Origin of the sequence: Collinsella sp. AF19-1LB, assembly GCF_003459655.1 — a bacterium.
Lineage (GTDB): Bacteria > Actinomycetota > Coriobacteriia > Coriobacteriales > Coriobacteriaceae > Collinsella.
Window position 1 is genome coordinate 42,225 of sequence record NZ_QRWO01000014.1, and the last position, 24,532, is coordinate 66,756.

Sequence of the window (24,532 nt, forward strand, 5' to 3'; positions counted from 1 at the left end):
CGTGATACCATTTTGACGATAATAATCGATGGCCTAGATGGTGGTGCGGAGACGCACGAACGCGCGGTTTTCCTGCGCGTTTGGGAGAATCGGGGTGCAAGTCCCCGGCTGTACCAGTAACCGTAATTCCTCTTGGCTCGGGATGTTCGCGTCGCAGATCGGACGACGCGCCTGAGCCGTTAAGGTTAAGTCGGATCGCCTCCCATCTTGCATGCGGCTGCGGCGTATGCCGCCGGTGTGCATAGGGCTCTGGAGGGAAGGGGGACCCCGATGGGGGAACTCGAGCGTAACATGCGCGATGACGTGGGGCAGCCGCTGGGCAATGCTCCAAGTACAGACAATGGGGGACAAATGGATATGTTTGAGGACGAGCGCGAGCGCGCCTCGCTGCATCGCCGTGGCGCGATTGCACGCGGCGTAGCCAAGCGCGGCCTGGTGGCATTCCTGGCCTTCGCGATGGCCTTTGGCACCACGCCGGCTCAGCTGTGGGCCGAGGGCGCCGAGGGCATTGCCGAGGCCGTGGCTCAGGCTGCGACGCCGGGCGAGGACGCAGCGCTTGCGGGCGGTACCACTGAGCAGAGCGGCACCGAGGTTTCGGATTCCGAGGGCGTGCCTGCGGCTAGTGCCGCCACAACAGAGGCAGCAACTGGCGACGAAGGCTCGGCGACGGGGGAGAGCCCTGCCACGAGCGAGCAGTCTTCGACGGCGCCCACTGGCCAAGCAGGATCTGCCGCCGCGGCTGCCGTTCAGACGGAGAGCCCGACAGAAACTGGCGATGTCGCCAAGAAGCAAGTCGAGGTCTCGTTCTCGATTATCGGCACCGATGCCGACGGCAAGGCTCAGACCTGGGTGGCACCTACGCAGCTTAAGCTCGACGAGGGCTCGACGGCTGCGGACGCCTTCGTTAAGCTGCAGCAGAAGGTGGGCTTCAAGGCGAAATACGATCCGAACACGGCATACGGTTTCTACCTCGAAAGCATTACGTCCCCGAGCGATGGCCGCACGCTTGCCTTCGATCCGGCGACTTATGCCTACTGGCAGCTGTTTGTCGACGGCGCGTCTTCCTCGGTTGGCGCGAGCGGCGTCAAGCTCACCCAGGGGCAGAAGATTGAGTTTGCCTATACGGCTGGTAGCTCGTCCCCTGTCGTTAAGGACCAGGTTGCCGCAAATGTGACCGTCATTGGTCGCGATGCCCAGGGCAAGACTCAGACTTGGGTCGATAACGCGCAGTATGTGGTGACGTCCGGCTCGAACGCACTTGACCTTACGAAGGTCGCGCTCGAGGCGAATGATATTGACGCCGTTGTTGCGGGCTCCTTCATTCTGAGCCTTAAGTACAACGGCGTTGAGCTGGGTACGCCGCTCGATTATTCGACCTCTTGGCAGCTGTTCATCAACGGCAAGTCGAGCGACTACACGGCGGACAATGTCACCATTCATGCCGGCGATACCGTTACGTGGTTCTACGGTGGCTGGGGCGACCAGTTGCCCTCTGATTCCGTCCATGCTTCCGTTCAGGTGCTTGGCAAGGACAAGGACGGCAAACAGCAGGTGTGGGCCTCGACGGGCCAGACGGGTCTCAAGGCGGGCTCTACTGCCAAGGATTTGCTGGAGCAGACTGGTCTTAGGCTCGATTCTAGCGAATCGTCTTGGGGCTGGTTCCTCAACGGCATTTATTCGCCGTTCGACGTCGACGGTAAGCCCTATGTCGGGGATGCTGCAACCAATAGCTATTGGCGCTTCTACGTAAATGGCGAGTTCAAGAACGTTGGCGCTGGTGCCTACGAGCTCCAAGAGGGTGACGCCGTCACCTTTATGTATGCTGGCGACAGCGATGCCCTTCCTGGCCAGGTTCTTGGGTCTGTCGATGTTATCGGTCCCGATGTCAACGGCAACAATACTCGCTGGGGCTCGGCAAGCAATGTTTCTTTGCCCGAAGGCTCCACGGCCCAGAACCTTATTGAGGCATTTCTGAAGGCCAAGAGCGTTGCGTATAACGGCTCCCAGAGTGGTGAGTACTGGCTCCTTAATTCCATTACTTCGCCGTTCGATCACAAGCCGTATGGCTGGGATGGTGCGACCAATAGATATTGGCATCTGTATATCAACGGAGAGCTCACATCTCTCTGCGCCAACCAGGTCACGCTCAAGAGCGGCGACAAGGTTACGTTTGCCTACACCACCGATAATTCGCCCATGCCCGACCCCGACAAGATTGTCGTGGACCCGAGCGCGACGGCTCCTGATTGGGATGCCGAGTGGGCCGGCTACGGCAACAGTGGCAACGGTTCGACCGTAACGGATGCCAAGACGCCTGCGCAGGCTGCCGGTCTTAAGTGGGCCTTCGATTGGAAGGCCGAGTCTGGTCAGCAGTATGCCAACTGCAGCGAACCTGTCATCGCCAACGGCTTTGTGTACATCGCGACCGAGAACGAGCTCATTAAGATCGATTCGTCCACGGGCAAAAAGGTTGCCTCTGCGCCGCTTGCCTCCAAGGTGAGCTATACCTCTCGTCCGATCTATACCAATGGCCTTATCATCGTTCCGCTCAACGGCGGTGCGGTCCAGGCGATTACTGCAGACAAGCTGATCTGCAAGTGGCTGACGCCTGGTTTGACGGACTTGACGCAGAGCTCCTGCACCGTCGTTTCGGACGGCGAGTACGTCTATGTAGGCTCGGTCGATATTTCGTATGACGAGAATTACAACGCGACCTACGGCAACGGCTCCTTTGCGCGCATTAAGATTGCCACGGGCGAAGTTTCTTGGCAGAACATCGACCCTGCCGAGGGCTATTACTGGACTGGTGCGGCTTTGACGGATAAGTATGCCATCGTTCCTACGAGCGCGGGTACGCTTAAGTGCATTGATAAGACGACGGGCGATGTCGTTTCGACCATGAAGCTCGGCGCTGTCGCAAATGCCGATTGCATTGCCGATCCGTCCAATGGTTCGACCTTTTATCAGATGACGCACGATGGAAAGCTCCATGTGATTTTGCTTTCGGCGACGGGCGTGTTGAGTGAACAGAAGACGGTTGATCTGGGCCTTACGAATAATCTGAGCGCCCCTGCGGTGTCTGGTGACAATCTGATTGTCGGCGGACAGACGGGTACTGGCTCTGCTCTGGTTCTCTATAACCTGAAGACGGGTAAGACCACGATGGTCGCTGCTGCCGACGGCAAGGCGCTGCCGGCTGGCCTCAACGGTATTGCTGCTACTCCGCTGGTGAGTGTTCAGGGCGGCAAGACCTATGTGTACTTCACCGTTAACAGCGCGGATAGCAAGGATTACGTCAACTACTCTGCTGGTGGTGGCGTGTATCGCTATACGCTCGGCGATGCAGAGGCGACGCAGATTTATGATGCGGCTGGCCATTACCAGTACTGTGACTCTCCGGTCATTGCCGATGCATCTGGCAACCTGTACTACATCAATGACTCGGGCACGCTGTTCAAACTCGGGGCTGTTGAGTCTTGGACGGTCGCCTTTAATTCCAACGGCGGGTCTGCTTGCGACACTAAGTTTGTTGCTACGGCCGACGGCAAGTTGGTCAAGCCGGCCGATCCGACGCGCGATGGCTACACCTTCGCTGGCTGGTATACCGATGAGGCTTGCACGCAGGCGTATGACTTTAGCACGCCGGTGACGGCCGATCTGACGCTGTATGCCAAGTGGACCAAGAATGCTGTTAACCCTGGCGGTAATGGCGGTTCTGGCACTAATGGTGGCAACGGCGGCGCTGGCAACGGTTCCGGTGCTGGCGCTGGCGCGGGTTCTGGCTCCGGCTCGAAGGGCGGCGCTATTGCCCCGGGCAAGAAGCCGGTGACCAAGACGACGGTGTCGACCAAGACCGAGACCAAGGACAACAAGTCCGACAAGAAAGACTCCGATAAGTCCGATAAGAAGGACGAGAAGAAGTCTGACAAGAAGTCTGGCAAGAAGGACAGCAAGTCCGACAAGAAGTCCGATTCCAAGTCCGATACGGGTGCTGTTTCCACGACCGCTGCTAAGAAGTCCTCTAGCGCTTCCGAGCAGGAGACTGGCATCAACCCGCTCGCCATTGTTGGCGTTGCCGCCGGCGTCATCGGTCTCGCCATCGTCGGCGTGTTCGTGTTCACCAAACGTCGGTAGGTGAGGGCTGTGTCCAATAAATCCAAGGACGCTGATCCCAAGCAACCAGATTCCTCGTTCATTCAGTTCGACGATGCAAAGCAAAAGGGCGCCGCTTCGGCGGCGTCCGCCCCTCGTCGCAAGGCGCTCCTTGGCGTTCTGGCTGCCGCGTGCACCATTCTGATCGTCGTCTCGCTGGGCTTCGTCCATCCTTCCACAAGCGGTGCCTGGTCCATCGACTGGATCATTCAGACCGTGACGGGGGAGAGCGTCGTCACCAAGGACACCAAGGCGTCTGGCTCGACTACGACTTCGGGCGAGGCCAGTTCCAAGGATTCCAAGTCATCGAATGACGCAAAGGATGAGTCCAAGGACGATTCCGAGTCTTCAAACAAGGAATCGGATAAAAGCTCGGATAGCAAGAAGTCCGATGGTCAGGACGGCAAGAAGTCTGGAGATAAATCCGCTGCCCAGAATACGGGAACCGGCGATACTTCCAATGTGTCTGGCGGTGCTTCTTCGGGCGGCGGCCAGTCGTCTGATGGAGCCTCCAGCTCTAATGGCGGAAGCGCTCCCTCGGGCGGCCAGAGCGGCTCGCAGGAGTCCAGCTACGTAACAGTGACGGTTTCGGTTACATCGAGCGCCGTGGGCAATCCTGTGTCCTCTGGTGGCACCTTTACCTTTAACGAAGGCGCTACCGTCTACGATGCCCTGTACGCGCTGGGCCTTTCTGTCAACGCACGTGGCTCGTCGTACGGCACGTATGTCTCCGCGATTGGTGGTTTGGCCGAGAAACAGTACGGCGGCACGAGTGGCTGGATGTACTCCGTCAACGGCACAACGCCCATGACGGCGTGCAGCAACTACGTTCTCTCCAACGGCGACAACGTGGTCTGGTATTACGTTACAGGCTAGAGGCCTCGACATATCGCACCAAACGGGCGGTTCGGATAAGCATCCGGGCCACCCGTTTTTCATGCGTAGAGGACTGGGTCGCCGGGTCTCTCGGCAAACAAAAAACCGGTTGGAACGGGAATTCCAACCGGTTATACATTCAAGCAAATAGTGAATCGACTACGACCGTGCGCCCTCGAGGAAGAAGCGGCGGCTGAAGTAGTTGTACCAGGTGACGAGGAACGTAGCGATCGCTTTCATGGCCTGGTAGCCGATGCTCAAAAACGTGACGCCCACAAACATGTACAGGTCGTTGAGGCCCAGGCCGATCACCGACAGGATGGTGAAGATCGTGAACTCGCGCTTGCGGCTCATGCCCTCGCGATGGTCGAACACGTACTTCATGCTGAGCCAGTAGTTGACCACGACGGACGTGATGAACGAGACCGTGGTGCTCATCAAAAAGTCGAGGTGGAACAGCTCGACGAGCGCAATGAGCATACCCCAGTCGATGCCAAAGGAGATAAGGCCCACGACAGCGAACTTGAGGAACTGCTTAGTATGAGGTTGTGCCAGTGCCTTGCGCACGTAATCACATCCAATGCGTTGATGAATCGAGCAGAGGATACTTTAGAGCTTTTGCAAGGGAAACGTAAGGTCTTTGCCAAGAACTATACGAACTCGCCAAATTATCAAGTGCTAATCCGCAAACGTTGAAAATTTGCCCGTAAACGAGCAATGCCCACGAACAACACAGCGCACGACGCGCGTCATCCGTGGGCATTGTAAAGCTGTAAGGTTGCGAGTTACTTGGTCTCATCGCCTTCCAGGAAGATCTTTCGGGTCACAAAGTTGTAGACCATGACAAGCGCGGTGGCGCAAATCTTGGCGATATTGGCCTCGAGCCCCAGGCCGGCGTTGAGTGTCAACACGATGCCGTCGTTGAGTGCCAGGCCGATCACGGACAGCACGACAAAGATAATGAACTCGCGGCGGCGGCTCATGCCTTCCTTGTGCGCAAACACGTACTTCATGCTTGCGAGGTAGTTAAAGATGAGTGAGACGATAAAGCCGCTGGTATTGGCGATTAGGATGTTGAGGCCCAGACCGTAGTGGAGCAGATTCATAATGCCAAAGTCGATAACCGTGGCAATGACACCGACGACGCCAAATTTCATGATCTGCGCAAGGAGCTTTTGCATGGTACCTGCCTTATGGTGGCGCCGGGGCGCCGCGGGGATGACAAACTCAGCAAGTTTAGCCAATCCCCACGGGTGGTGCTAGGCGCGCTCCTCGATAGCACCGTTTCTATATGCATCGAGCAGCTGGCGCAGGTCTTGGATCTGGCTGCGGATCTTGGCTCCGGAATCGGTGTCGCTCACCATGCGGCGACGGTCTGCTTGGTCAAAACGGTTGGTCTCGCTTTCGATGTCCACGTTGCGCGTGAGTGCCTCGGCAACCGTCGTAAAGGCCCGGTGCGACTTGAGGCGGCAGCCGCGCGAGCTCGAGATGAGCGTATAGCCGGCGATACCCGTCTTGGGATGGTAAGCGCGGCAGAAGCCGCCATCGATGACCAGCAGTTTGCCCTCGGCGCGGATGGGCTGCTCACCCTTGGTGGTTTTAACGGGCGTATGGCCGTTGATGATGTGGCCCGTCGGCGAGCAAGCCATGGGGGCGACGCCAAACTCGCGCATGATGTCGTCGCAAACGGACGAGGATGTGGTGAGCGTATAGTACGGGTCCATCGGCTCGACCCACGTGCTCTTGTCGGCGAGGTAGGCGCGCTCGAACGTGCGCACCACGCGTCCGCTGGCGGGTGAGTTAAAGCCGATCCACAGGTACCACATCCAGTCGAGGGCATCGCGGTCGCCAACGCGCCACGCGCGGCGGGCGATATGGTCGCAGAAATCAAAATAATCGCGGCCGGCGTGCCAGGTGCCCAGGCAGTTCATGCTGCTAAAGGTGCCGTCTTCGTTGAGCGGCGCGCAGCCGTGGAAGAGCAGGTTGCCGTTGGCGACCTTATACAGGGAGCCGTGGGTATAGAGGAAATCGATGTGGCGATGCAGGTGATCGGCGGTGACAAACTCGGACACGAGCTTGTCGATGATGTGCTGCTCCTCGGGCATGAGCGTGTAGGGGTCCGCCGGATCGACGGTGGGGAAGTCGTTGGTCGTGAGCGGCCATACGCTGCCGTCGGCAAGCGTGACCGTGCTGGCGTCGTGATCGATCTTGTCGAGCAGCAGGCGATCTGCCATGTCGAACTCGGGGTGGCGCTGGATAATCTGGCCCTCGAGCTTAAAAAGCAGGACGTTAATGGCTTTGATGAGCGGGCTGATGGACTCGCCGGCGGTATAGGTGGCGTCGGCGAAGGCGACAAGCTCGCGCAGCGAGATGCCATAGTCGTTCTCAAGAATCTCATAGTTGTCGTAGCGCAGGTTGTTGCGCAGCACCGTGGCGATGCAGGCGGGCTCGCCGGCAGCGGCGCCCATCCACAGCAGGTCGTGGTTGCCCCACTGAATGTCGAGCGAATGATAGGTAAGCAGGCGGTCCATAATCTTGGCCGCGCCGCCACCGCGGTCGAAGATGTCGCCCACCAGGTGCAGGTGGTCGACGGCGAGGCGCTTGATGAGTGAGGCGAGCGACTCGATAAAGTCGTCGGCGCTGGCGGTCTCCAAGATGGATTCGATAATGCGCTCGTGATAACGCACGCGGTAGTTGTTCTCATCCGGATGCGTGTGCAGCAACTCGTCGATGATGTAGGCGTAATCGCGCGGGATGGCCTTACGCACTTTGGAGCGGGTATAGCGGCTCGAAAGCGAGCGGGCGACCACAATGAGTCGGTCGAGCATGGTCTTGTACCAGGTGGGCGAGTCCTCACGCCGGCTGCGGACAAGATCGATCTTCTCGCGCGGATAGTAGATGAGCGTGCACAGCTCGCCCTTTTCGTCAAAGGAGAGCGTGTCGCCAAAGATTTCGTCGACATGTTCGCGCACGACGCCCGAGCAGTTGTTGAGGATGTGCATAAAGGCTTCGTACTCGCCATGCACATCGCTCATAAAATGCTCGGTGCCCTTGGGCAGGTTGAGGATGGCCGAGAGGTTGATGATCTCGGTGAATGCGGATTGCTCGGTAGGGAACTGTCTCGATAGCAGGCGCAGATACTTGAAGTCTTGCGGATTGCGATCGAATGCGACCATGAGGCACCTTCCGATGTGGTTGCTAAAACTGATAAAAACAGCGTCAAACGTTTATCAGTATGCGCCGCTTTTGTTTCGATTGGAGATGGGAGGTCGAATTGTTGGCCGAACGGTTTGGTAAATCGATTTAGTCGAGGTGGATATGGCGGTTGAATGGAGACGCGGGGTCGTTTTGCAGGCGCATGCCTCCGGGATCGATAGAGATGATGACGGTAAAGATGTTCACTACCTTTGGTTCAATTTGGTAAATAGTGGACATTTGTACCGTATTCACATTTGCTGTGCGATAATTTGCGCAGCAATGAGTAAGGAGCCTCATATGAGTGATTTTGTCCTGACCTGTGAATCCGCCGCCGATCGAACCCGCGAGTTCTTTGAATCGCGCAATATCCCTGTCGTGTGTTTTCATTACGAGATCGACGATGTTGTCTATACGGACGATCTGTATCAGTCGATTGCGCCGGACGAGTTTTTTGCCCAGATTGCCGCGGGCGCCATGCCCAAGACGTCTCAGGTGAGCGTGGGTGAGTACGAGGAGTTTTGGGAACCGTTCGTTGCCGGGGGTAAAGACGTGCTGCACCTGACCTTGTCGTCGGGTATTTCGGGCACGTATGGATCGGCCTGCGTTGCGGCGCAGATGCTCGCGGACCGCTATCCCCAGGGCGGCAAGGTGCGCGTCATCGATTCGCTGGCGGCGTCTTCGGGCTTTGGCCTGTTGCTGGAATATGCCGCCGACGTGCGCGATAGCGGTGCTTCGCTCGACGAGACGGCTGCCTGGGTTGAGGAGCACAAGCTCAACCTACACCACTGGTTCTTCTCGACCGATCTGTCGAGCTACCTGCGCGGCGGTCGCATTTCGGCTGCGAGCGCGATCATCGGCACGGCGCTTAAGATTTGCCCGCTTATGACGGTCGATTGCGAAGGTGGGCTGTCGCCACGTGAGAAGATTCGCACTAAGAAGCGCGCGATTTCCGAGATGGCTAAGACCATGATGGCACACGTGCAGGACGGTGCGGATTATTCGGGTAAGTGCATCATGTCGCACTCGGCGTGCCGCGAGGATGCCGAAGCAGTTGCGGCGCTGATCGAGGAACAGATTCCGCAGCTTAAAGGCAAGATTGAGATCAATAACATCGGTACTCTGATTGGCTCGCATACCGGACCTGGTACGGTGGCGCTCTTCTTTATGGGCGACAAGCGCGTGGATTAGTTTGCCCCATCACATCGCTGCATGATTGCTCAAACGAAAACGGCCCGCCTCACGTTTGTGGGGCGGGCCTTGCTGTTGGGGGTTAGCGTTTCTTTCCGCGGAAGAAGAAGCCGTGCAGTGACGGCTTGAGGCCGCGGTTGGCGCGATGCTCCTCGACGCGCTCGTGGATCGAAGCGACGCGCTCGATGACTTCGTCGGGAATCGGCACGTCGGGATTCATGTTCTCGACCTGGCTGACCTCGGCGGCGGAGACCTGGTCGATAATGGGCACATCGTCGTGCGAGATGACAGGTGTGGCGTCTTCCTTCATCTTGCGATAACGCTGCATCATGTCGGTCTGTAGCTGCTGGGCCGAAGGCGGCGTCCAGATGATGGCGTTGGCGCCGGCGGCGATGGTTTCACGGATGCTCTCTGGCGTCTTGCCGCCCGGCGCGATGAGCGGCAGGTTGGGATAGTGCTTGCGCAGCTCGCGTAGGACCTGGGGCGTGTTCTTGCCGGCGGCGATGTTGAGAATCTTGGCTCCAGCGCGCACCTTGGCGTGGACATCGTCGTCGCAGCGAACGACCGTAGCGATGACGGGGATGTCGGCGATGTTGGTGATGTGCTCGACCATCTCGGCGGTGGCGGGGGAGTTGACCACGCATCCCGCCGCGCCCTGCATCTCGGAGACGGCTGCCATCTGCACGGAGCGCTTACCAGTGGTGGTGCCACCGCCCACACCTACAAAGACCGGGCACTCGGCGACGGTCAGCAGCGCTTGCGTAATGGCGGGCTGCGGCGTGAAAGGGTAGACCGCAAAGACGGCATCGGCGTTGGAGTTGCGGATAACCGCGACATCGGTGGTGTAAATGAGCGACTTGATGCGGCGGCCAAAGAGCGTGAAGCCGCTGGCCTCCTCAATCTCGTCAGGCATGCGAAGGGCCGCCTTGCGCAAACGCCCGTCGATGGGCAGCGGCTCCATGGGGAGCAGTCCGTTGGGGGTCACGGCTACCTGGGGCTCGGTGAACTCGTCTGCGAGCTCGACCTCGGAGAAATCGACCGAGGCGACGATGTCCTCGTGAACCTCGGCGGGCACATCGATGGGGGCTTGGTCGCTTGCCGCGGCAGGCGTGTCGAAGGAGCTGGTGCCGACGAAGGCGTCGACGCGCTCATTTAGATCGTTGAGGGTATCCATGGAAGCTCGATTCTATGTGATGACGGCCGGCGCGATGCAGCCGGAATTGCGAATGCTAAATCGTTTGACGAGTTGATTTTTCCCCGCCGCGTCCTCCGTTAGACCGAAGGGCGGCGAACGTGAAGGAGCTGTGGTGGCGGGGATCGAGGTGCTATCTTGAAAGTCCCGTTTAAAAGAGAGGTGACGCGGTATGGAATTTTCGGCAATGTTGGGCTCGATTGGCCTATGCGTGGGCGCAATCGTAGCCGCCGCGGTCATCTACTTTGTGGTTACGGCCATTAAAGGCAAAAGGGCCGAACGCAAGGAGCGCGCGATGCTTAAACAGCATCGCGACCAGCAGGGCAAACGCGCACGGAGATAGCTTGTTGAGTTTTGGATCCGTGCGCTAGCTGCGTTTTCGGATCAGGGCAATGTAGAAGCCCTCAAATTCGCGGCTGGGCGGAATGGTGAGCGTGCCGGGCAGGCCGTTGGCGATGGCCGATACCTGACCCGCGGCGATTGCCTCGGTGAGAGCGTTGGACTCGATGCGCGGCTCTTCACCGGCATCCTGGGCGCGACGCGCTTCGCTTTCGCTCGGCGTGCCGTCGAGGGGAATGAGCTCGCAGTCCATATGCTTGTCGAGGGCCTCTTGCAGGGCGTCCTCGTTTTCCTGCGGCAAGATCGAACAAGTCGAATAGACGAGCGTGCCGCCCGGTTTGAGGGCTCCCATGGCGCGGTCCAGAAGTGCTCGCTGCGAGCGGGCGCACTTGCCGAGCAACTGCTCGGTCAGGCCGCGCAGGCTTTTCTCGTTGCCGCTGACGACGGTGCCCGTGCCGGTGCAGGGAGCGTCGAGCAGGATGCGGTCAAAGCGGAAGAACTCGTCGAGCTCGCGTGCGTCGGTGCGCATGACGGGCACGTTTTTTGCGCCTTGGCGGTGGAGGTTGGCTTCGAGCTTCTCGGCGCGGGGAATGCTCATCTCGCAGGCGGTAAGGTGCGCCTGCCCCTGCGTGAGGGCGGCGATCTGCGTCGTCTTGCCGCCAGGGGCTGCGCACATGTCCAGGATGTCCTCGCCTGCCTGGGCGCCCAGGACCAACGGCGGCATCATGGACGACAGACTTTGCAAGTAGATCTTGCCGTCGCGGTAGATGTCGAGGTCCCACAGGTCGGAAACCTGTGCCTCGGGCAGGACGAAGGCGTCTGGGTACCAGGTGACGGGGTTGTGGGCGATGCCGGCGGCATCGAGCGCCGCAGCGATGTCCTCGGCGGTTGCCTTGAGCGTGTTAGCGCGCAGCGTGACCGGGCGTGTGGCCGCGGCGCCGAAGCCCTCGATCATGAGCTCGGCATCGGCGGGCGCATAGGCGCCGGCGACCGTGTCGACCATAAAGCGCGGCAGGTCGGCGGCGCAAGGAAGGGCGGCAAGCTGGTCGGAAAGCTCGGTGGCGGCAAACTGCCTGAGCTTGAGCTCGGCCTTGACCTGCTTTTTCTGCTTACGACGACGCGGCTTGGACATCCGTCTTTCCTTCCCATTCCATTACATGTCGAGTGTTTAGTACTGGCTCTCGTGCTTGCTAAAGAAGTCGAAGCGCGGGGGCAGCGGCTTTACGCGGTGCTCGCCGGGCTTCTCGCCCAGGCTCTCCACAAACTCATCCGTGGAGGCAAAGATGTTATCCCAGCTAAAGAAAGCGACCGGGTCGAAGTCAAAGTACTCGCAGATGAGCTCGCAGCCGGCCGGCACAATACCGTGCATCAGGACGGTCGCCACGCGCAGCTCGGTAAAGGCGTCGACGAGGGCCTGCGTCATCGCGGCGTTTGCTGGCTTGCCTTCGAGCTTGTTGGCGGCCTTGGAAGCGTCGCTCCAGCGCTTGTTGGCGGCGCGCAGGTAGTCGTCGCACACGGCAAGCGCGCGGTGCGTCTCGAACTTGTACATGGCCTGCTCAAAGGCGAGGGCTGCCTGCTGGGCGGCTTCGACCACGGTGTCAGAAGCGGCACCGGCGGGGATGCAGCCGTTGCGGTAGGGGCTCTCGTCGCCTTCCTTGACGGCGACGCCGTAGAAGCAGCTGCGGGCCAGACGGTTGAACACGCCGGTCAGCAGCGCGCTCTCCTTAAGGGCCGGGTCGATAACGCGCTTGTCGTCGCAGGCGCGTACCTCGTTGCCGTCCTTGTCCTTGCCGGTCACACGCGTGTCGTATGCCTTGGGGCTAAAGCTCACCGGCTTTTCGGATAGGCCGAGCGACAGCCAGTGCGCGCGCATCTGCTCGCAGGTGTAGTGGTTGAGCAGGTCGTCTGCCGGCGGGGGAGGCGTCTGCGAGGACGAGCTGGCCTTTTTGCCCATGTAGAGCAGGTGGTAGCAGGCGCTGACGGTGCTCTGCGTGAGGTCCCAGCCCAGGGCCTCCCACATGGCGGTCTGCGCGATGCAGTAGAAATAGATGTTGTCCTGACCGATGAACTGGTAAATCTGAGCGTCGTCAGAGCACCACCAGTCGCGCCAGTCGAGCGAGCTGTGCTGGTAGGTGGGTGCGGGCACCTGCGTGGAGTCGGCGGCGGGCTCGCCCATGAGGGCGGCATCCTGGGCGGCGACGCCCTCGGTCACGCCGGCGGCCTTGGCATCGCGCGCGAGCACGGTACGCGTATAGCTGATGGGCGCCCACAGGCTCTCGGGCCAGCACCAGCAGGTGACGTCGGAGACGCCATCGACCTCGGGCACCGGAACGCCCCAGTCGATGTTGCCGGTGATGCGGAAGGGCACGAGTGCCTTGCCGCTGCGGAAGCGCACGCCACCGTTGGCGAGCACCGCGTGGGCGTCGTCGCGCTCCTTCCAGCTGGGGAAGGTGACGGTAAAGCTGCTCTTGTTGCCCTCGGGCTCCAGCACGGTGTGCTCGGGGAGCTGGTCCTCGACGGCATCGAAGGCCTCGCGGAACTTGTTCTGGATGTAGAGCTGAGCCGGCAGCAGCCACTCCTCCATGGTCTTGGAGACCACGGAGCGAACCTGCGGGTTCTGGGCGAGCTTGGCGGTGTAGGTCTTCATAAAGTCGAGGTAGGCCGGCAGGTCAAAGTAGAGATTGTCGACCGGGCGCAGCTCGGGCACCTCGCCGGTGAGCTGGCTCTTGGGCGCGATGAGCTCCTCGGGCTCAAACTGGTGGCCCAGATCGCACTCGTCGGCATAAGCCTTCTCGGACTTGCAGCCCTGGATGGGGCAGCGGCCGATGACCTGGCGGCCGTTGAGGAACGTGCCGGCCTTGGCATCGTAGAACTGCAGCGTGGAGCGCTTGGAGATGGTGCCCTGCTCGTGCAGGCGCTCGATAATCTCGGCAGTCACCTCGTTGTGGATCTGGGCCGCCGGCTCAAGGCCCGAGCCGCCGTAGATGTCGCAGCTGATGTTGTAGTTGTTGAGGGTCGCGGCCTGGCGGGAGTGATTGGACTCGACATACTCGCCGATGGACTTGTCGTAGCCCTCGTTCTCCTTGAGCTTGCGGTAGCTCTCCATGATGGGCGAACCGTAGCAGTCGGTGCCCGAGGTGAAGATGACGTTTTCGCGGCCCAGGCGGTCGCGCAGGAAGCGGGCGAAGAAGTCGGCCGGGACAAAGACGCCGCCGACGTGGCCAAAGTGCAGACCCTTGTTGCCGTAGGGCTCGCCGGCGGTAACGATGGCGCGGCGCGGCCAGCTGGGACGGTCGTTCATGGAGTATTTGGATGCCATGGGACTCCTTCGCATATAGGTAAGAGCGCGGCCGGGCACGGGGTTCGGCGGCGCGGTGGTCAATTCGTGCATATCGTTCGACATTATCGCACATGCGGGCGGGTGCGTGGCAGGGGCGCTATCCTAAGATGCTATGAATGAGATTTCCAACATACATGCGTTTGAGGACGAGGTTTTTCTGCACGCTTGCTTCGTGTGGGGGATGGCCGTGATCGCGGTGTTTGCCGTGTGCCTGGTGCCGGTGTTTATGCTGTTGGGCGGGCCTGCGGACTTGGACGCGGCTGAGGCGGGCGGCTGGACCACCGTCGTGGGCTGGATGGTCGGTGTGGCTGCGGTTTCTGCAGCGTCGTTTGCCGTGCACGAGCTGGTGCATGCGGTGTTTTTTAAGCTGCTGGCGCCTGCGGGCGCGCATGTGACCTTTGGCGCGAATCGTGAGACGGCGATGATCTATGCCTGCGCCGAGGGCGTCGTGTATTCGCGTCGGCGGTACATGGCGGTTTGCCTGGCGCCGACGGTTGTTTTGACGGTGGCGTTTGCCCTGGGGTTTGCGTTCTCGGGCTATCCGCTGCTGTGCTACCTGGCGGCTGGTCTGCACTTGTCGGGCTGCGTGGGCGATTGGTATTACGTGCGGACCATCCTGCGCGACCGCCGCATTGTCGCCTGCGAGGATACGTCCTTTGGCGTGCGCTTTTTCGGGTGAGGAGATGTTGATGAGGCCGTTGTTGTTGCACGCTTGCTGTGCGCCGTGCTCACTTGAGCCGGTTCGCTTGCTGCGCGAAGAGGGGTTTGAACCCACGATTTGCTGGACCAACCCCAATATTCAGCCGCGCGATGAATGGCAGCGCCGCTTGGACGAGCTACGCCGGTGGTGTGCCGATGGCGACATCGAGCTCATCGAAGCGGGGGAGGACCGCGAGCGCTGGGAGGCCGGCGTGGCCCCGCTGGGCGCCGATCGACCCCGTCGCTGTCGCGCGTGCTATGCCCTGCGCTTGGCCGAGGCGTGCCGCGTGGCCCAGGAGCGCGGGTTTGAGTTTGTGGGCACGACGCTCGCCGTCTCGCCGTATCAGCTGTTCGATACCTGCAATGATGTTTTGGAGCGTCTGGCTGTCGCCCGCGGTCTCACCCCGGTGATTCGCGATTTTCGCCCGTATTATCCCGAGGCCACGCGTCGTTCGCGTGAGCTGGGCATGTATCGGCAGAATTACTGCGGCTGCCGATTCTCGGCCGTCGAGGCGGCCATGGACCGCGCTCGCATCCGCGACGAGCGCAAAGCGTCCAAAAAGTAGTTCTTTTGAGCTGGCAGCCTGCTAGGATGTAGAGCGGACTTTAGCTATATAAGGAGTATCCGACGTGTCTATGCGTACCGATGATTTTGACTACAACCTTCCTGAGGAACTGATCGCCCAGGCTCCTGCCGAGCCGCGCGACTCCTGCCGCCTGCTGGTGGTGGATCGCAAAGGCTCCCAGGCGGGGAAGCCGCTGGAGCACGGCGGTACCGTTGAGCACCGCATCTTCCGCGACATCATCGACTATATCGAGCCGGGCGATGTGCTCGTCATCAACCAGACGCGCGTGATGCCGGCCCGCCTGATCGGTCGCAAGGCCGGCTCGGGTGGCGTGGTCGAGACGCTGCTGCTCAAGCGCCGTGAGGATGTGGATCCGCTCGGCCATGTGTGGGAGTGCCTGGTCAAGCCGGGCAAGCGCCTGAAGCCCGGTGCTCAGATTGAGTATCGCGCCGGTGGCGCCCATGCGCCCGAGGGGGCTCCCGTGGTGCTGACGGCCGAGGTCATCGACTTTGTCACCGATAGCCGCGGTGGCCGTCTGGTGCGCTTTGAGCCGGCCGGTTGCAATGCCGCCGGCGACCCTTGCACGCTCGACGAGGCCATCCATGCTGCCGGCCACGTGCCGCTGCCGCCCTACATTACCGATTACGAGGGCGACCCCGAGAAGTACCAGACCGTCTACGCCATGAAGGAAGAGCACTCGGCTGCCGCTCCCACGGCGGGTCTGCACTTTACGCCCGAGCTTATGGCTGCCATCGAGGCCAAGGGTGCCAAGTTTGCCGCCGTCGAACTCGAGGTGGGCATCGATACCTTCCGTCTGGTGGAGGAGGACGATCCCACGCAGCATGTGATGCACACCGAGCGCTACCACGTGTCGCAGGAGGTTGTCGACGCCGTGCATAAGGCGAAGGCCGAGGGCCATCGTGTGATTGCTGTCGGTACCACGGCGGTGCGCTCGCTCGAGAGCGCGTTTGACGCCGATGCTCCGGTGTCCGATCCGGCTGTGACGGCGCGCTATTTTGAAGGCCTCGAGGACGGCGCCGACACGCTCGGCCGCGGTGACATCGTGGTGCGCGAGAACGCCACGACGCAGCTCTACCTCATGCCCGGCTCGACCTATCACGTGGTCGACGCGCTGATCACGAACTTCCACGTGCCGCGCTCCACGCTCATGATGCTCGTAAGCGCGCTTGCCACCCGCGACCAGATCATGGATGCCTACGCCGCCGCCATCGAGGAGCGCTACCGCTTCTTCAGCTTTGGCGACGCCATGCTCATTTTGTAGGTTACGGCGTTTTCCAAACGCCGTAACCGGCCGACGCTGCGCGGGCCGCATTTGGACAATCTGACGTTCAACTTCAAGGGCGCGACCAGAAGGTCAGCGCCCTTTCGTTTCACGTCACCTTGTCTCAAATGCGACCCGCTCGCTGTCGTTGCCAAAACACCGGCATTTCTTTGGTTGTCAAGAGGATGCCGCTCTAGCGGGTTTTCGCTGTCCGCGCCAAAACATCGGCGTCGCCTTTGTTGGCACTTGGGGACGTTCCTTATGTGCCGGCACCTGGGGACAGTCCTTGTAATCGTTGGGGAGTGGTTACTTGCTCGCGAACAGCCAGATCAAGATGATCACGAGAACTACGGCAACGATGCAGACGATGGCGCCGGTGAATTTGATGCGTGAGTCGCGGGTACGTTCGCGCACCGCGTCCTCGGTGGCCTCGAGCTGGGCGACTTCTCGCTCGGTCTCGGTGTGTTCGGCTTTGTCTCGGGCCAAGGATCCTGCAAGCGACTCAGTGATCTCTGGGTGGTCGTGCACTTCGGTCGCCTGTTCGATGATCGACTGCGCATGTGCGGCATCTGCTTGGGCGTTGGCGATGCTCTGCTCCTGGTCGCGGCGTGCCTTGTCCTCGGCAGTGATCTTCTCGCGCAGTTCGCGCTGACGAGTCGCGGCGGCTGTCTTCGCCGTCTGCAGCTCGTCGCGCGCGGCATCGGCTTCGGTCGTCACGGCTTGGTGCGCGCGTTTTGCGTCGGCGATAGGGGCTTGAGCCTGCTCGACGGCCTGCTCGGCTGCGGCAAGCGAGTGCTCAAGGTCGGCGGTGATGCGCGGGACATCTTCTTCGGCTTTACGCAGGGCATCTGCCGTGTCGGAAATCTGCATCGAGAGCTCGCTGGTGCGCACCGTATAGTTGGCGGGATTTGCCGAGGGATTGCGTTGCAGCTCGGCATACTCATGACGCAGCGTCTCGAGCTGGGCGCGCGTGGCGTCGACGGTTTGTTGTGCGGCGGCAATGCCGGCGTCTCGCTCTGCCTTCACCTTGTCGCGGATGCGCTTGGAATCCTCAAGACGTCGAACGAGGCGGTTGCCGGTCTCGCGCGAGCTCGCCTCGCGGGCCTCCACGGCATCGAGCGCGGCCTTCAGACGGAGCTCAGTCGCGTCATCCTCTGTCTTCATTTGTTCGAGCTGACCCTTGAGCTCTGTCGCTTTGGAGGCGTGGGCATCACGGTCAATCTCGGCGGCCGCTGCAGTCTTTTGGGCCGTGGCAATCGCCTGGCGCTGGTCGGCGACGATCTGGTCGTAGCGGCCTGCGATATCCTGGCGCGTCTCGAGTTCCTCGGCCTGATCGGCAATGCGCTGCTCAAGTTCGGCCAGGTGGGCGCGGGCATCGGCAAGTGCCTTTTTCGCGGCGTTCATCTCGCGCATGGCCGAGGCACCCTGGGCGATAAAGGTGCCCACGGCGTTCGCAGTGTTCGAGACAGCGGTCCCCAGATCGCGGCTCGCGGCGGAGGAGTGCGGGGCGGTCGGGCGAGCGGTGTCGGCAGCGTCCGCATCGGCAGCCTGCGGCACGGCGATATTGCCGGTACCGCCCTCGATTACAGAAAAGCCTGCTGCGTGCGGGTCGACCGCATCGGCGCCAATCGTGGGATGCTCGAGCTGCAGAAACGAGGGCATGGTGCTGCCCTGGTCGGCAACCGGAGTCTCGCCGGGTACGAAGGTCGAGGCTGCCTCGGCGGCCTCCTCTTCCTCGGCGTCAACGTCAGCGTCGGCCACGGCGTCTTTCATCGCTTTGACGGCATCCATCATGGAGTCCATGACGGCGTCGAGCTCTTCTTCCGAAGACACCTCGATGGGGCCTGCTGCTTGCGGAGCGTTCTCAGCCTTGGGCTCAGTATCGCTCGGGTCCGGCTGCTCTAGCTGCTCTTCTTTGTCTTGCTCTGCGGCGACATTTGCGTCTGCGGCCTCGTCTGCGGCGGCAGGAGCCTCCTCGACAGCGGTATCAATGCCGCCATCGCTTCTGGTGGAAGTATCGCAGTCGTCAATGGTGTCTGCGGAGTTATCAATATGCTGTTGAGTCTGGGGGTCCAGCTCGTCTGTCATAGGCATGTGCTCCTCATCGTTGTTTGTCACCCTATGATAAAGTCTCGCGCCGACATCCCGCGCACTGCAGCAAAGTTTCAAAACGTGTTCGATGGCTCGTGTCGATAGCAAAAACTCGGCCACTTTATCCAGTTTGTACTTGACAATCCCTTCGCCGAAAGACGTTATGCCGTTCGCCTACCGAGGCCTTTTCTATTCACTTGAACACGCTAAAGTTGCATGTCAGCTTTTGGCGCGTGAAGTTGGATGCGCGCAGTCGACGGGCGGGCCCGTCGCGATTTGAAAGGACTTTGTATGGGACTTTTCACTGGTAAGACCGTGATCGTCACCGGCGGCGGCAAGGCCACGCTCAAGGACGGCTCCGCTGGCTCCATCGGTTACGGCATCGATATCGCTTTTGCCAAGGAGGGCGCGAACCTCGTCATCACCGGCCGCAACGTTGCCAAGCTCGAGGCCGCCAAGGAGTCTCTCGAGGCTGAGTACGGCGTTAAGGTTCTTCCTGTTCAGGCCGATGTCTCCGCCGGTCAGGACAACGAGGCCGTCGTGCAGAACGTTATCGACAAGGCGATTGAGGAGTTCGGTCGCATCGACGCCGTCGTTAACAACGCTCAGGCCAGCGCCTCGGGCGTGACCATCGCCGACCACACCATGGATCAGTTTAACCTGGCCATTTACTCCGGTCTGTATGCCACCTATCTGTACATGCAGAAGGCCTATCCGCACCTGAAGGAGACCAAGGGCTCCGTGGTCAACTTTGCTTCGGGCGCCGGCCTGTTTGGCAACTACGGCCAGTGCAGCTATGCTGCCGCCAAGGAGGGCATCCGCGGCCTGACTCGCGTCGCCGCCAACGAGTGGGGCAAGGACGGCATCAACGTCAACATCGTTTGCCCGCTTGCTTGGACCGCCGCGCTCGAGAACTTCCAAGATGCCTATCCCGAGGCGTTCAAGGCCAACGTCCACATGCCGCCGGCAGGCCACTACGGCGACGTCGAGAAGGAAATCGGCCGCGTTGTCGTTCAGCTCTGCGGTCCCGACTTTAAGTATATGAACGGCGAGACCGTCACCCTCGAGGGTGGCATGGGCCAGCGTCCTTAGGGGTTCCGCCGTTCTACCGAACGGCGGACCGGCCGACGCTGCGCGGGCCGCATTTGGACAATCTGCCGTTCAATTTCAAGGGCGCGACCAGAAGGTCAGCGCCCTTTCATTTCACGGCACCTTGTCTCAAATGCGACCCGCTCGCTGACGTTGCCAAAATATCGGCGTTGCCGTGGCTGGTAAATAGCTCCACTCATCGGGGACGTACTTAAATGAGTGCCCGCAGAATGAAAGTGGATAATCTCCCGTTTTTGGGCTGTGCTTTGGGCAAAAGTGGGAGATTATCCACGCTCATCCGGTAAGCGTCCAAAAATCCACGCTCATTTGCCGTGTCCCTGCCGTATCCTCCTCGCACCAGTTTCTGTCGAGTCGGTGCTTCTTGCGGGTTGCCCGTATAATGGTTTGCGTATGAGCCGCAACCAAGGAGTTCCAGTTTATGGATCAAAACCTGTTTAAATTCGACCTGATCGCCGAGGACCCGACGACGCACGCGCGTGCCGGCGTGCTGCACACCCCGCATGGCGACATCGAGACGCCGATCTTTATGCCCGTGGGCACCAAGGCAAACGTTAAGGGCATTCCCACCGAGACCGTCAAGCAGCTCGGCGCCCAGATCGTGCTTGCCAATACTTATCACCTGTCCATGCGTCCCGGCGAGGACACCATCGCCGAGCTGGGCGGACTGCACAAGTTTATGAACTGGCACGGCCCCATCCTCACCGACTCGGGCGGTTTCCAGGTGTTCAGCCACAACGACGCGGTCAAGCTCACCGACGAGGGCGTGCGCTTTATCGTCAACGACTACGACGGCCGCCACGTGTTCTGGACACCCGAGGACAACATGGAAATCGCCATGAAACTCGGCTCCGACATCTGCATGCAGCTCGACCAGTGCCCGGGCTATCCCGCCACGCGCGCCTACGTTGAGCGCGCCGTTGAGCTGTCGAGTATGTGGGCCGAGCGCTGCTACAAGGCGCATACCCGCGATGACCAGGCGCTCTTTGGTATCGTTCAGGGCGGCATGCACCTGGATCTGCGCCTGCGTTCGCTGCGCCATCTGGAGGAGTGCGGCGACTTCCCGGGCTATGGTATCGGCGGCTACTCGGTGGGCGAGGATCACGAGACCATGTTCGAGACCCTGGCACCGCTCGTGAGCGAGTACATGCCCAAGCATAAGCCGCGCTACCTGATGGGTGTCGGCAACCCCACCACGCTCGTGCGCGGCGTGGGTGTGGGCATCGACATGTTCGACTGCGTGCTGCCGACGCGCACCGGCCGCATGGGTACGGCATTCTCTAGCGAGGGTCGCCTCAACTTCCGCAACGCCCGCTTTGCGCACGACGATGGCCCCATCGATCCCACCTGCACCTGCCCGGTGTGCACGGGCGGCTACAGCCGCGCGCTCATCCGCCACATGGTCACGCAGAAGGAGATGCTCGGCGGCATTTTGCTGTCGATGCACAACATCTACTACTTGCTTAACCTTATGCAGCGTGCTCGCCAGGCCATTATCGAGGGCCGCTATGGCGCATTTGTGAGCGATTGGATGAATAGCCCTGCCGCGGTGGATTACTAAGGGCGAAAGACACGCTTGCAGAGCGTGGGCAACGGCAAAGGCTGAGCGGCAGCTGCTCGTCACATTCGCTGACGCCGGCTGCGCGACCGCTGACCGATGCCTTGCAAGCGCATGATGCATCGTGGGTACCATACCGACTAGTTGATGTTCGGGCGGGTGTTTGGCGCATGGCGTCGACCCCGCTCGCTTTTCTTTTTCTCGATAGGAGTACCCATGATTAAGAATGAGAACGTCGAGGGCGAGCCCGCCTACGACGAGACGTACCGCCGCGGCCCCGTGGTCATGCGCGGCCCCATGATTCCTAAGGACAATACGTACGCCAACCTGCTGGCGCCCGAGGATTCAACCGACTGGTTGCATGTCGATCCGTGGCGTGTGCTGCGCATTCAAGCCGAGTTTGTCGATGGCTTTGGCGCGCTTGCCGAGCTCGGGCCTGCGGTGACCATCTTCGGTAGCGCCCGCACGCCCAAGACCGATCCGCTCTACAAGGCGGCGCGCATGGTTGGACGAAAGATCGCCCAGCGCGGCGTGGCCGTGATCACCGGCGGCGGCCCCGGCATCATGGAGGCGGCCAACAGGGGAGCGGCGAGTGCCAACGGCAAATCGGTCGGCTTGGGGATCGAGCTCCCGCACGAGCACGGGCTCAACAAATACGTGAACCTGGGCATGGACTTCCGCTACTTCTTTGTGCGCAAGACCATGTTCGTCAAATACAGCTCGGGCGCCATCGTGTTTCCCGGAGGTTTTGGTACGCTCGACGAGATGTTCGAGGTGCTCACGCTGGTGCAGACGCACAAGGTCAAGCGCATGCCGCTTGTGCTGGTAGGCAGTGAGTACTGGCAGGGCCTGTTCGACTGGCTCAACGGCCCGGTGATGGACGCCGGTATGATCAGCCCGCTCGATCCGGAGCTGGTGCACATTACCGACGACCTCGACGAGGCAGTCGACATCGCCCTGAGCGGGCTGAAGTAGGGCGAGCGTGCCTGTTGTTGTAGTAATGAGAACGGCAGACTGATGCTATTTAACATCACTCTGCCATCTAAACTGGGTATACTGATGCAAAAGACGAGGCGAGGAGGTCGCGTATGTCTACTGCAACGGTTAAGCCTACGACGGTTCGCATCGAAGAGGGGCTCAAGGAACAGGCGACTGAGTTTTTGGATTCGGTTGGTCTGAGTCTCAATTCGTATCTCAACCTTGCTGTTCGGCAGCTTGTAAATCAGCGGAAGATTCCGTTTGAAATTGTGGGTCGATCCGAAGTTCCCAACGAGGTGACGAGGCGCGCCATGGTGATCGCCGAGGCCCACGAGCTGGGGATTCTGCCAGACGACAGCCCGGCGTTCGATAACGTGAATAATCTGATGTCGTTCCTTGATGAGGACTAGCGATGTTTGAGATTAAGGTCGAGGCTCAGTTTAAGACGGATTACAAGCGAACGATGCGCATTCATCCGCAGCTAAAATCCGAGTTTAAGGCGGCGGTCGCAGAGCTGGCGGCTCACGGCTCGCTTCCTACGGAATATGGCGTCCACGAGCTCTCAAACCCAGGCGGCAATTACAACGGCCATATCGACTTTCATCTATCCGATGGCATGGTCGATGTGGTCGTTCTCTATCTGCCGCATAAGACTAATCCGGTGATCCGACTGGTGAGAATGGGCTCGCATGAGGAGTTATTTCAGGGCCCGCAGGGCTGATTGCTCGCTTATGTTTCGCGGGGGAATAGGGATTGATTCGCGGCCGATTGGCCAAAAACGGCCCCTATTCCACCGTAACTGTTGGAGACGTCCCGTTCGTGGCTGCGACCTCCGGTTCTCCTCTTCGCTGGATTTCGCTTAAAAGCTCGGCTGCAACTTCGCTGCTTTTGAAACGGATGCTGCAGTCCTCTTTCTTAGGAAAGGCCAGTAATGGAATAGTTCCGTACCAGACAGTTTCCTCGTCAATCACTGATGCGCACAGGCGTCCTTCGGCTTTGATGAGATAACTGACGTTCATCTCGGCAAAAATCGCTTTCACGTCATCGCGCGGAGTCGAAGCAATTGAAATCTCAAGGGCAATCCCACGGGCGGCGGCGCCTGTGAGTACGGCAGTGAGCTTTGCGAGGCATGCAGCGGATGCGTAGGGCGCGGCAATAAAAATGCTTTTCGTTGCGCGCGCGATGTCATCTGCTAAGGCCTCCACGGCCCTTGCCGGCCTAACGAGGATGTTTTGATCGGCCCGTTTGTTGTCATTTGCTGCAAAGACTTCATACCCCAGCTTGGCGTAGGTCTTGAGTCTCTTCTGGTACATGCGCGCGAGCATGGGTATCGACAAATCAACATAGTCGAATATCTCAACCTGCTGCTTGCCCTCGTGACTTCTATGTAGCCTGCCTGCCTGCTGCGTTATGCTGCCGTCCCAAGATATCGGTGTGGCAATGAGCAGAGTGTCAAGGTAAGACAGGTCGAAACCCTCGCCCAGAAGGCCTTCGGTTGCGATGATAATTCGATGCTCATGCTCGAAGCCGGGAAGGCTGTTCAGTATTGCCTTTCTTTCTTTGGCGTCGATTTCTCCGGTTAAGAGTATAGGTTCGTGTCCGCGGCTTTGAAGCAGCCTACATAGCTCTTCGGCATGTTTTTTCCTTTTGGATAGCACAAGCGGATGTCGACCGTTTGACGCGGTCTCGAGGGCATCGTCGACAATTGCTTCGTTTCTCGCTGTGTGCGCACACAGGAGATCGAGAACTTGATTAAAGGACGCCCCTGGTTCGTAGGCGGGTAGTCGAACTCCGGTAAAACGCGGCCTAACAACGCGCTGAATTCCCTGTTGGATTGCTTGCGTTTTTGGATCAATGACATGGCGAAGCGGGCCGCAGAGCATTGAGAGTGCTCGCGTGAGTCCGTCCGAGCGTTCGGGCGTCGCGGAAAGGCGGTTGATTTCCGATCTCAGCCGAACACATTGAG

The 24,532-nt window shown here is 60.2% G+C and carries 20 protein-coding genes; 12 read left to right on the forward strand and 8 right to left on the reverse strand.

All coding sequences use genetic code 11. The annotated features are described in order from the left end of the window. Positions 1-351: 351 nt before the first annotated feature. Both DWX39_RS05465 and DWX39_RS05470 read left to right on the forward strand, forming a co-directional pair. The gene (locus DWX39_RS05465) at positions 352-4,134 is read left to right on the forward strand and encodes a DUF4430 domain-containing protein (protein ID WP_158561621.1); all 3,783 of its coding nucleotides are present in this window, start codon (positions 352-354) and stop codon (positions 4,132-4,134) included. A 9-nt stretch (positions 4,135-4,143) separates the two neighbouring features. After that, on the forward strand, positions 4,144-5,028 hold the full coding sequence (locus DWX39_RS05470) for a DUF4430 domain-containing protein (RefSeq protein ID WP_233508891.1): 885 nt from the start codon (positions 4,144-4,146) through the stop codon (positions 5,026-5,028). A 159-nt stretch (positions 5,029-5,187) separates the two neighbouring features. Here the strand turns inward: DWX39_RS05470 and DWX39_RS05475 are convergent, their stop codons facing one another. The 3 genes from DWX39_RS05475 to DWX39_RS05485 all read right to left on the reverse strand — a co-directional run bounded on the left by DWX39_RS05475 (position 5,188) and on the right by DWX39_RS05485 (position 8,204). Then, positions 5,188-5,595, reverse strand: a complete 408-nt coding sequence (locus tag DWX39_RS05475) for a GtrA family protein (protein WP_022095123.1) — start codon at positions 5,593-5,595, stop codon at positions 5,188-5,190. Between the two features lie 218 nt (positions 5,596-5,813). Beyond that, positions 5,814-6,209 carry a GtrA family protein gene (locus DWX39_RS05480; protein WP_117758763.1) on the reverse strand — a complete coding sequence of 132 codons (396 nt, stop codon included), beginning with the start codon at positions 6,207-6,209 and terminating at the stop codon, positions 5,814-5,816. A gap of 78 nt (positions 6,210-6,287) precedes the next feature. Further along, the gene (locus DWX39_RS05485; protein ID WP_117758764.1) at positions 6,288-8,204 is read right to left on the reverse strand and encodes a fructose-1,6-bisphosphatase; all 1,917 of its coding nucleotides are present in this window, start codon (positions 8,202-8,204) and stop codon (positions 6,288-6,290) included. Between the two features lie 319 nt (positions 8,205-8,523). Here DWX39_RS05485 and DWX39_RS05490 point away from each other — a divergent pair, with 319 nt between their 5' ends. Then, positions 8,524-9,414, forward strand: coding sequence for a DegV family protein (locus DWX39_RS05490; RefSeq protein WP_117758765.1), 891 nt, complete (start codon positions 8,524-8,526; stop codon positions 9,412-9,414). Positions 9,415-9,496: 82 nt separating this feature from the next. Here the strand turns inward: DWX39_RS05490 and DWX39_RS05495 are convergent, their stop codons facing one another. Next, positions 9,497-10,588 (reverse strand): hypothetical protein, encoded by a 1,092-nt coding sequence (locus DWX39_RS05495; protein ID WP_117758766.1) that lies wholly within the window; start codon positions 10,586-10,588, stop codon positions 9,497-9,499. Between the two features lie 190 nt (positions 10,589-10,778). Between DWX39_RS05495 and DWX39_RS10990 the strand changes: the two genes are divergently transcribed. Beyond that, positions 10,779-10,949, forward strand: coding sequence for a hypothetical protein (locus DWX39_RS10990; protein ID WP_158557554.1), 171 nt, complete (start codon positions 10,779-10,781; stop codon positions 10,947-10,949). Between the two features lie 24 nt (positions 10,950-10,973). Here the strand turns inward: DWX39_RS10990 and DWX39_RS05500 are convergent, their stop codons facing one another. Both DWX39_RS05500 and DWX39_RS05505 read right to left on the reverse strand, forming a co-directional pair. Continuing rightward, a complete protein-coding gene (locus DWX39_RS05500; RefSeq protein ID WP_117758767.1) occupies positions 10,974-12,077 on the reverse strand; it encodes an RsmB/NOP family class I SAM-dependent RNA methyltransferase in 1,104 nt (367 codons plus the stop codon). Between the two features lie 36 nt (positions 12,078-12,113). Next, positions 12,114-14,264, reverse strand: a complete 2,151-nt coding sequence (locus DWX39_RS05505) for a methionine--tRNA ligase (protein WP_117758768.1) — start codon at positions 14,262-14,264, stop codon at positions 12,114-12,116. 133 nt (positions 14,265-14,397) lie between these two features. Between DWX39_RS05505 and DWX39_RS05510 the strand changes: the two genes are divergently transcribed. From DWX39_RS05510 to queA, 3 genes are all read left to right on the forward strand, one after another. Continuing rightward, positions 14,398-14,964: a DUF3267 domain-containing protein gene (locus DWX39_RS05510; RefSeq protein ID WP_117758769.1), complete on the forward strand. Its 567-nt coding sequence runs from the start codon at positions 14,398-14,400 to the stop codon at positions 14,962-14,964. 10 nt (positions 14,965-14,974) lie between these two features. Continuing rightward, the gene (locus DWX39_RS05515) at positions 14,975-15,550 is read left to right on the forward strand and encodes an epoxyqueuosine reductase QueH (RefSeq protein WP_117758770.1); all 576 of its coding nucleotides are present in this window, start codon (positions 14,975-14,977) and stop codon (positions 15,548-15,550) included. Positions 15,551-15,620: 70 nt separating this feature from the next. Next, entirely contained in the window at positions 15,621-16,832 is a 1,212-nt protein-coding gene (queA, locus tag DWX39_RS05520) for a tRNA preQ1(34) S-adenosylmethionine ribosyltransferase-isomerase QueA (protein ID WP_117758777.1), read from the forward strand. 306 nt (positions 16,833-17,138) lie between these two features. Here the strand turns inward: queA and DWX39_RS05525 are convergent, their stop codons facing one another. After that, complete coding sequence (locus DWX39_RS05525; protein ID WP_117758771.1) at positions 17,139-18,920, reverse strand: hypothetical protein; 1,782 nt, start codon at positions 18,918-18,920, stop codon at positions 17,139-17,141. A 294-nt stretch (positions 18,921-19,214) separates the two neighbouring features. Between DWX39_RS05525 and DWX39_RS05530 the strand changes: the two genes are divergently transcribed. From DWX39_RS05530 to DWX39_RS05550, 5 genes are all read left to right on the forward strand, one after another. Then, a complete protein-coding gene (locus DWX39_RS05530; protein WP_006235414.1) occupies positions 19,215-20,015 on the forward strand; it encodes an SDR family NAD(P)-dependent oxidoreductase in 801 nt (266 codons plus the stop codon). Between the two features lie 436 nt (positions 20,016-20,451). Beyond that, on the forward strand, positions 20,452-21,591 hold the full coding sequence (gene tgt / locus DWX39_RS05535) for a tRNA guanosine(34) transglycosylase Tgt (RefSeq protein WP_022093813.1): 1,140 nt from the start codon (positions 20,452-20,454) through the stop codon (positions 21,589-21,591). A gap of 213 nt (positions 21,592-21,804) precedes the next feature. Then, on the forward strand, positions 21,805-22,563 hold the full coding sequence (locus tag DWX39_RS05540) for a TIGR00730 family Rossman fold protein (protein WP_117758772.1): 759 nt from the start codon (positions 21,805-21,807) through the stop codon (positions 22,561-22,563). Positions 22,564-22,676: 113 nt separating this feature from the next. Next, positions 22,677-22,976 (forward strand): type II toxin-antitoxin system RelB/DinJ family antitoxin, encoded by a 300-nt coding sequence (locus tag DWX39_RS05545; RefSeq protein WP_117758773.1) that lies wholly within the window; start codon positions 22,677-22,679, stop codon positions 22,974-22,976. A 2-nt stretch (positions 22,977-22,978) separates the two neighbouring features. Next, positions 22,979-23,287, forward strand: a complete 309-nt coding sequence (locus DWX39_RS05550; protein WP_117758774.1) for a type II toxin-antitoxin system YafQ family toxin — start codon at positions 22,979-22,981, stop codon at positions 23,285-23,287. A gap of 64 nt (positions 23,288-23,351) precedes the next feature. Here the strand turns inward: DWX39_RS05550 and DWX39_RS05555 are convergent. Next, the coding region (locus DWX39_RS05555) for a helicase-related protein (RefSeq protein ID WP_233512205.1) at positions 23,352-24,532 on the reverse strand (1,181 nt) is incomplete at its 5' end.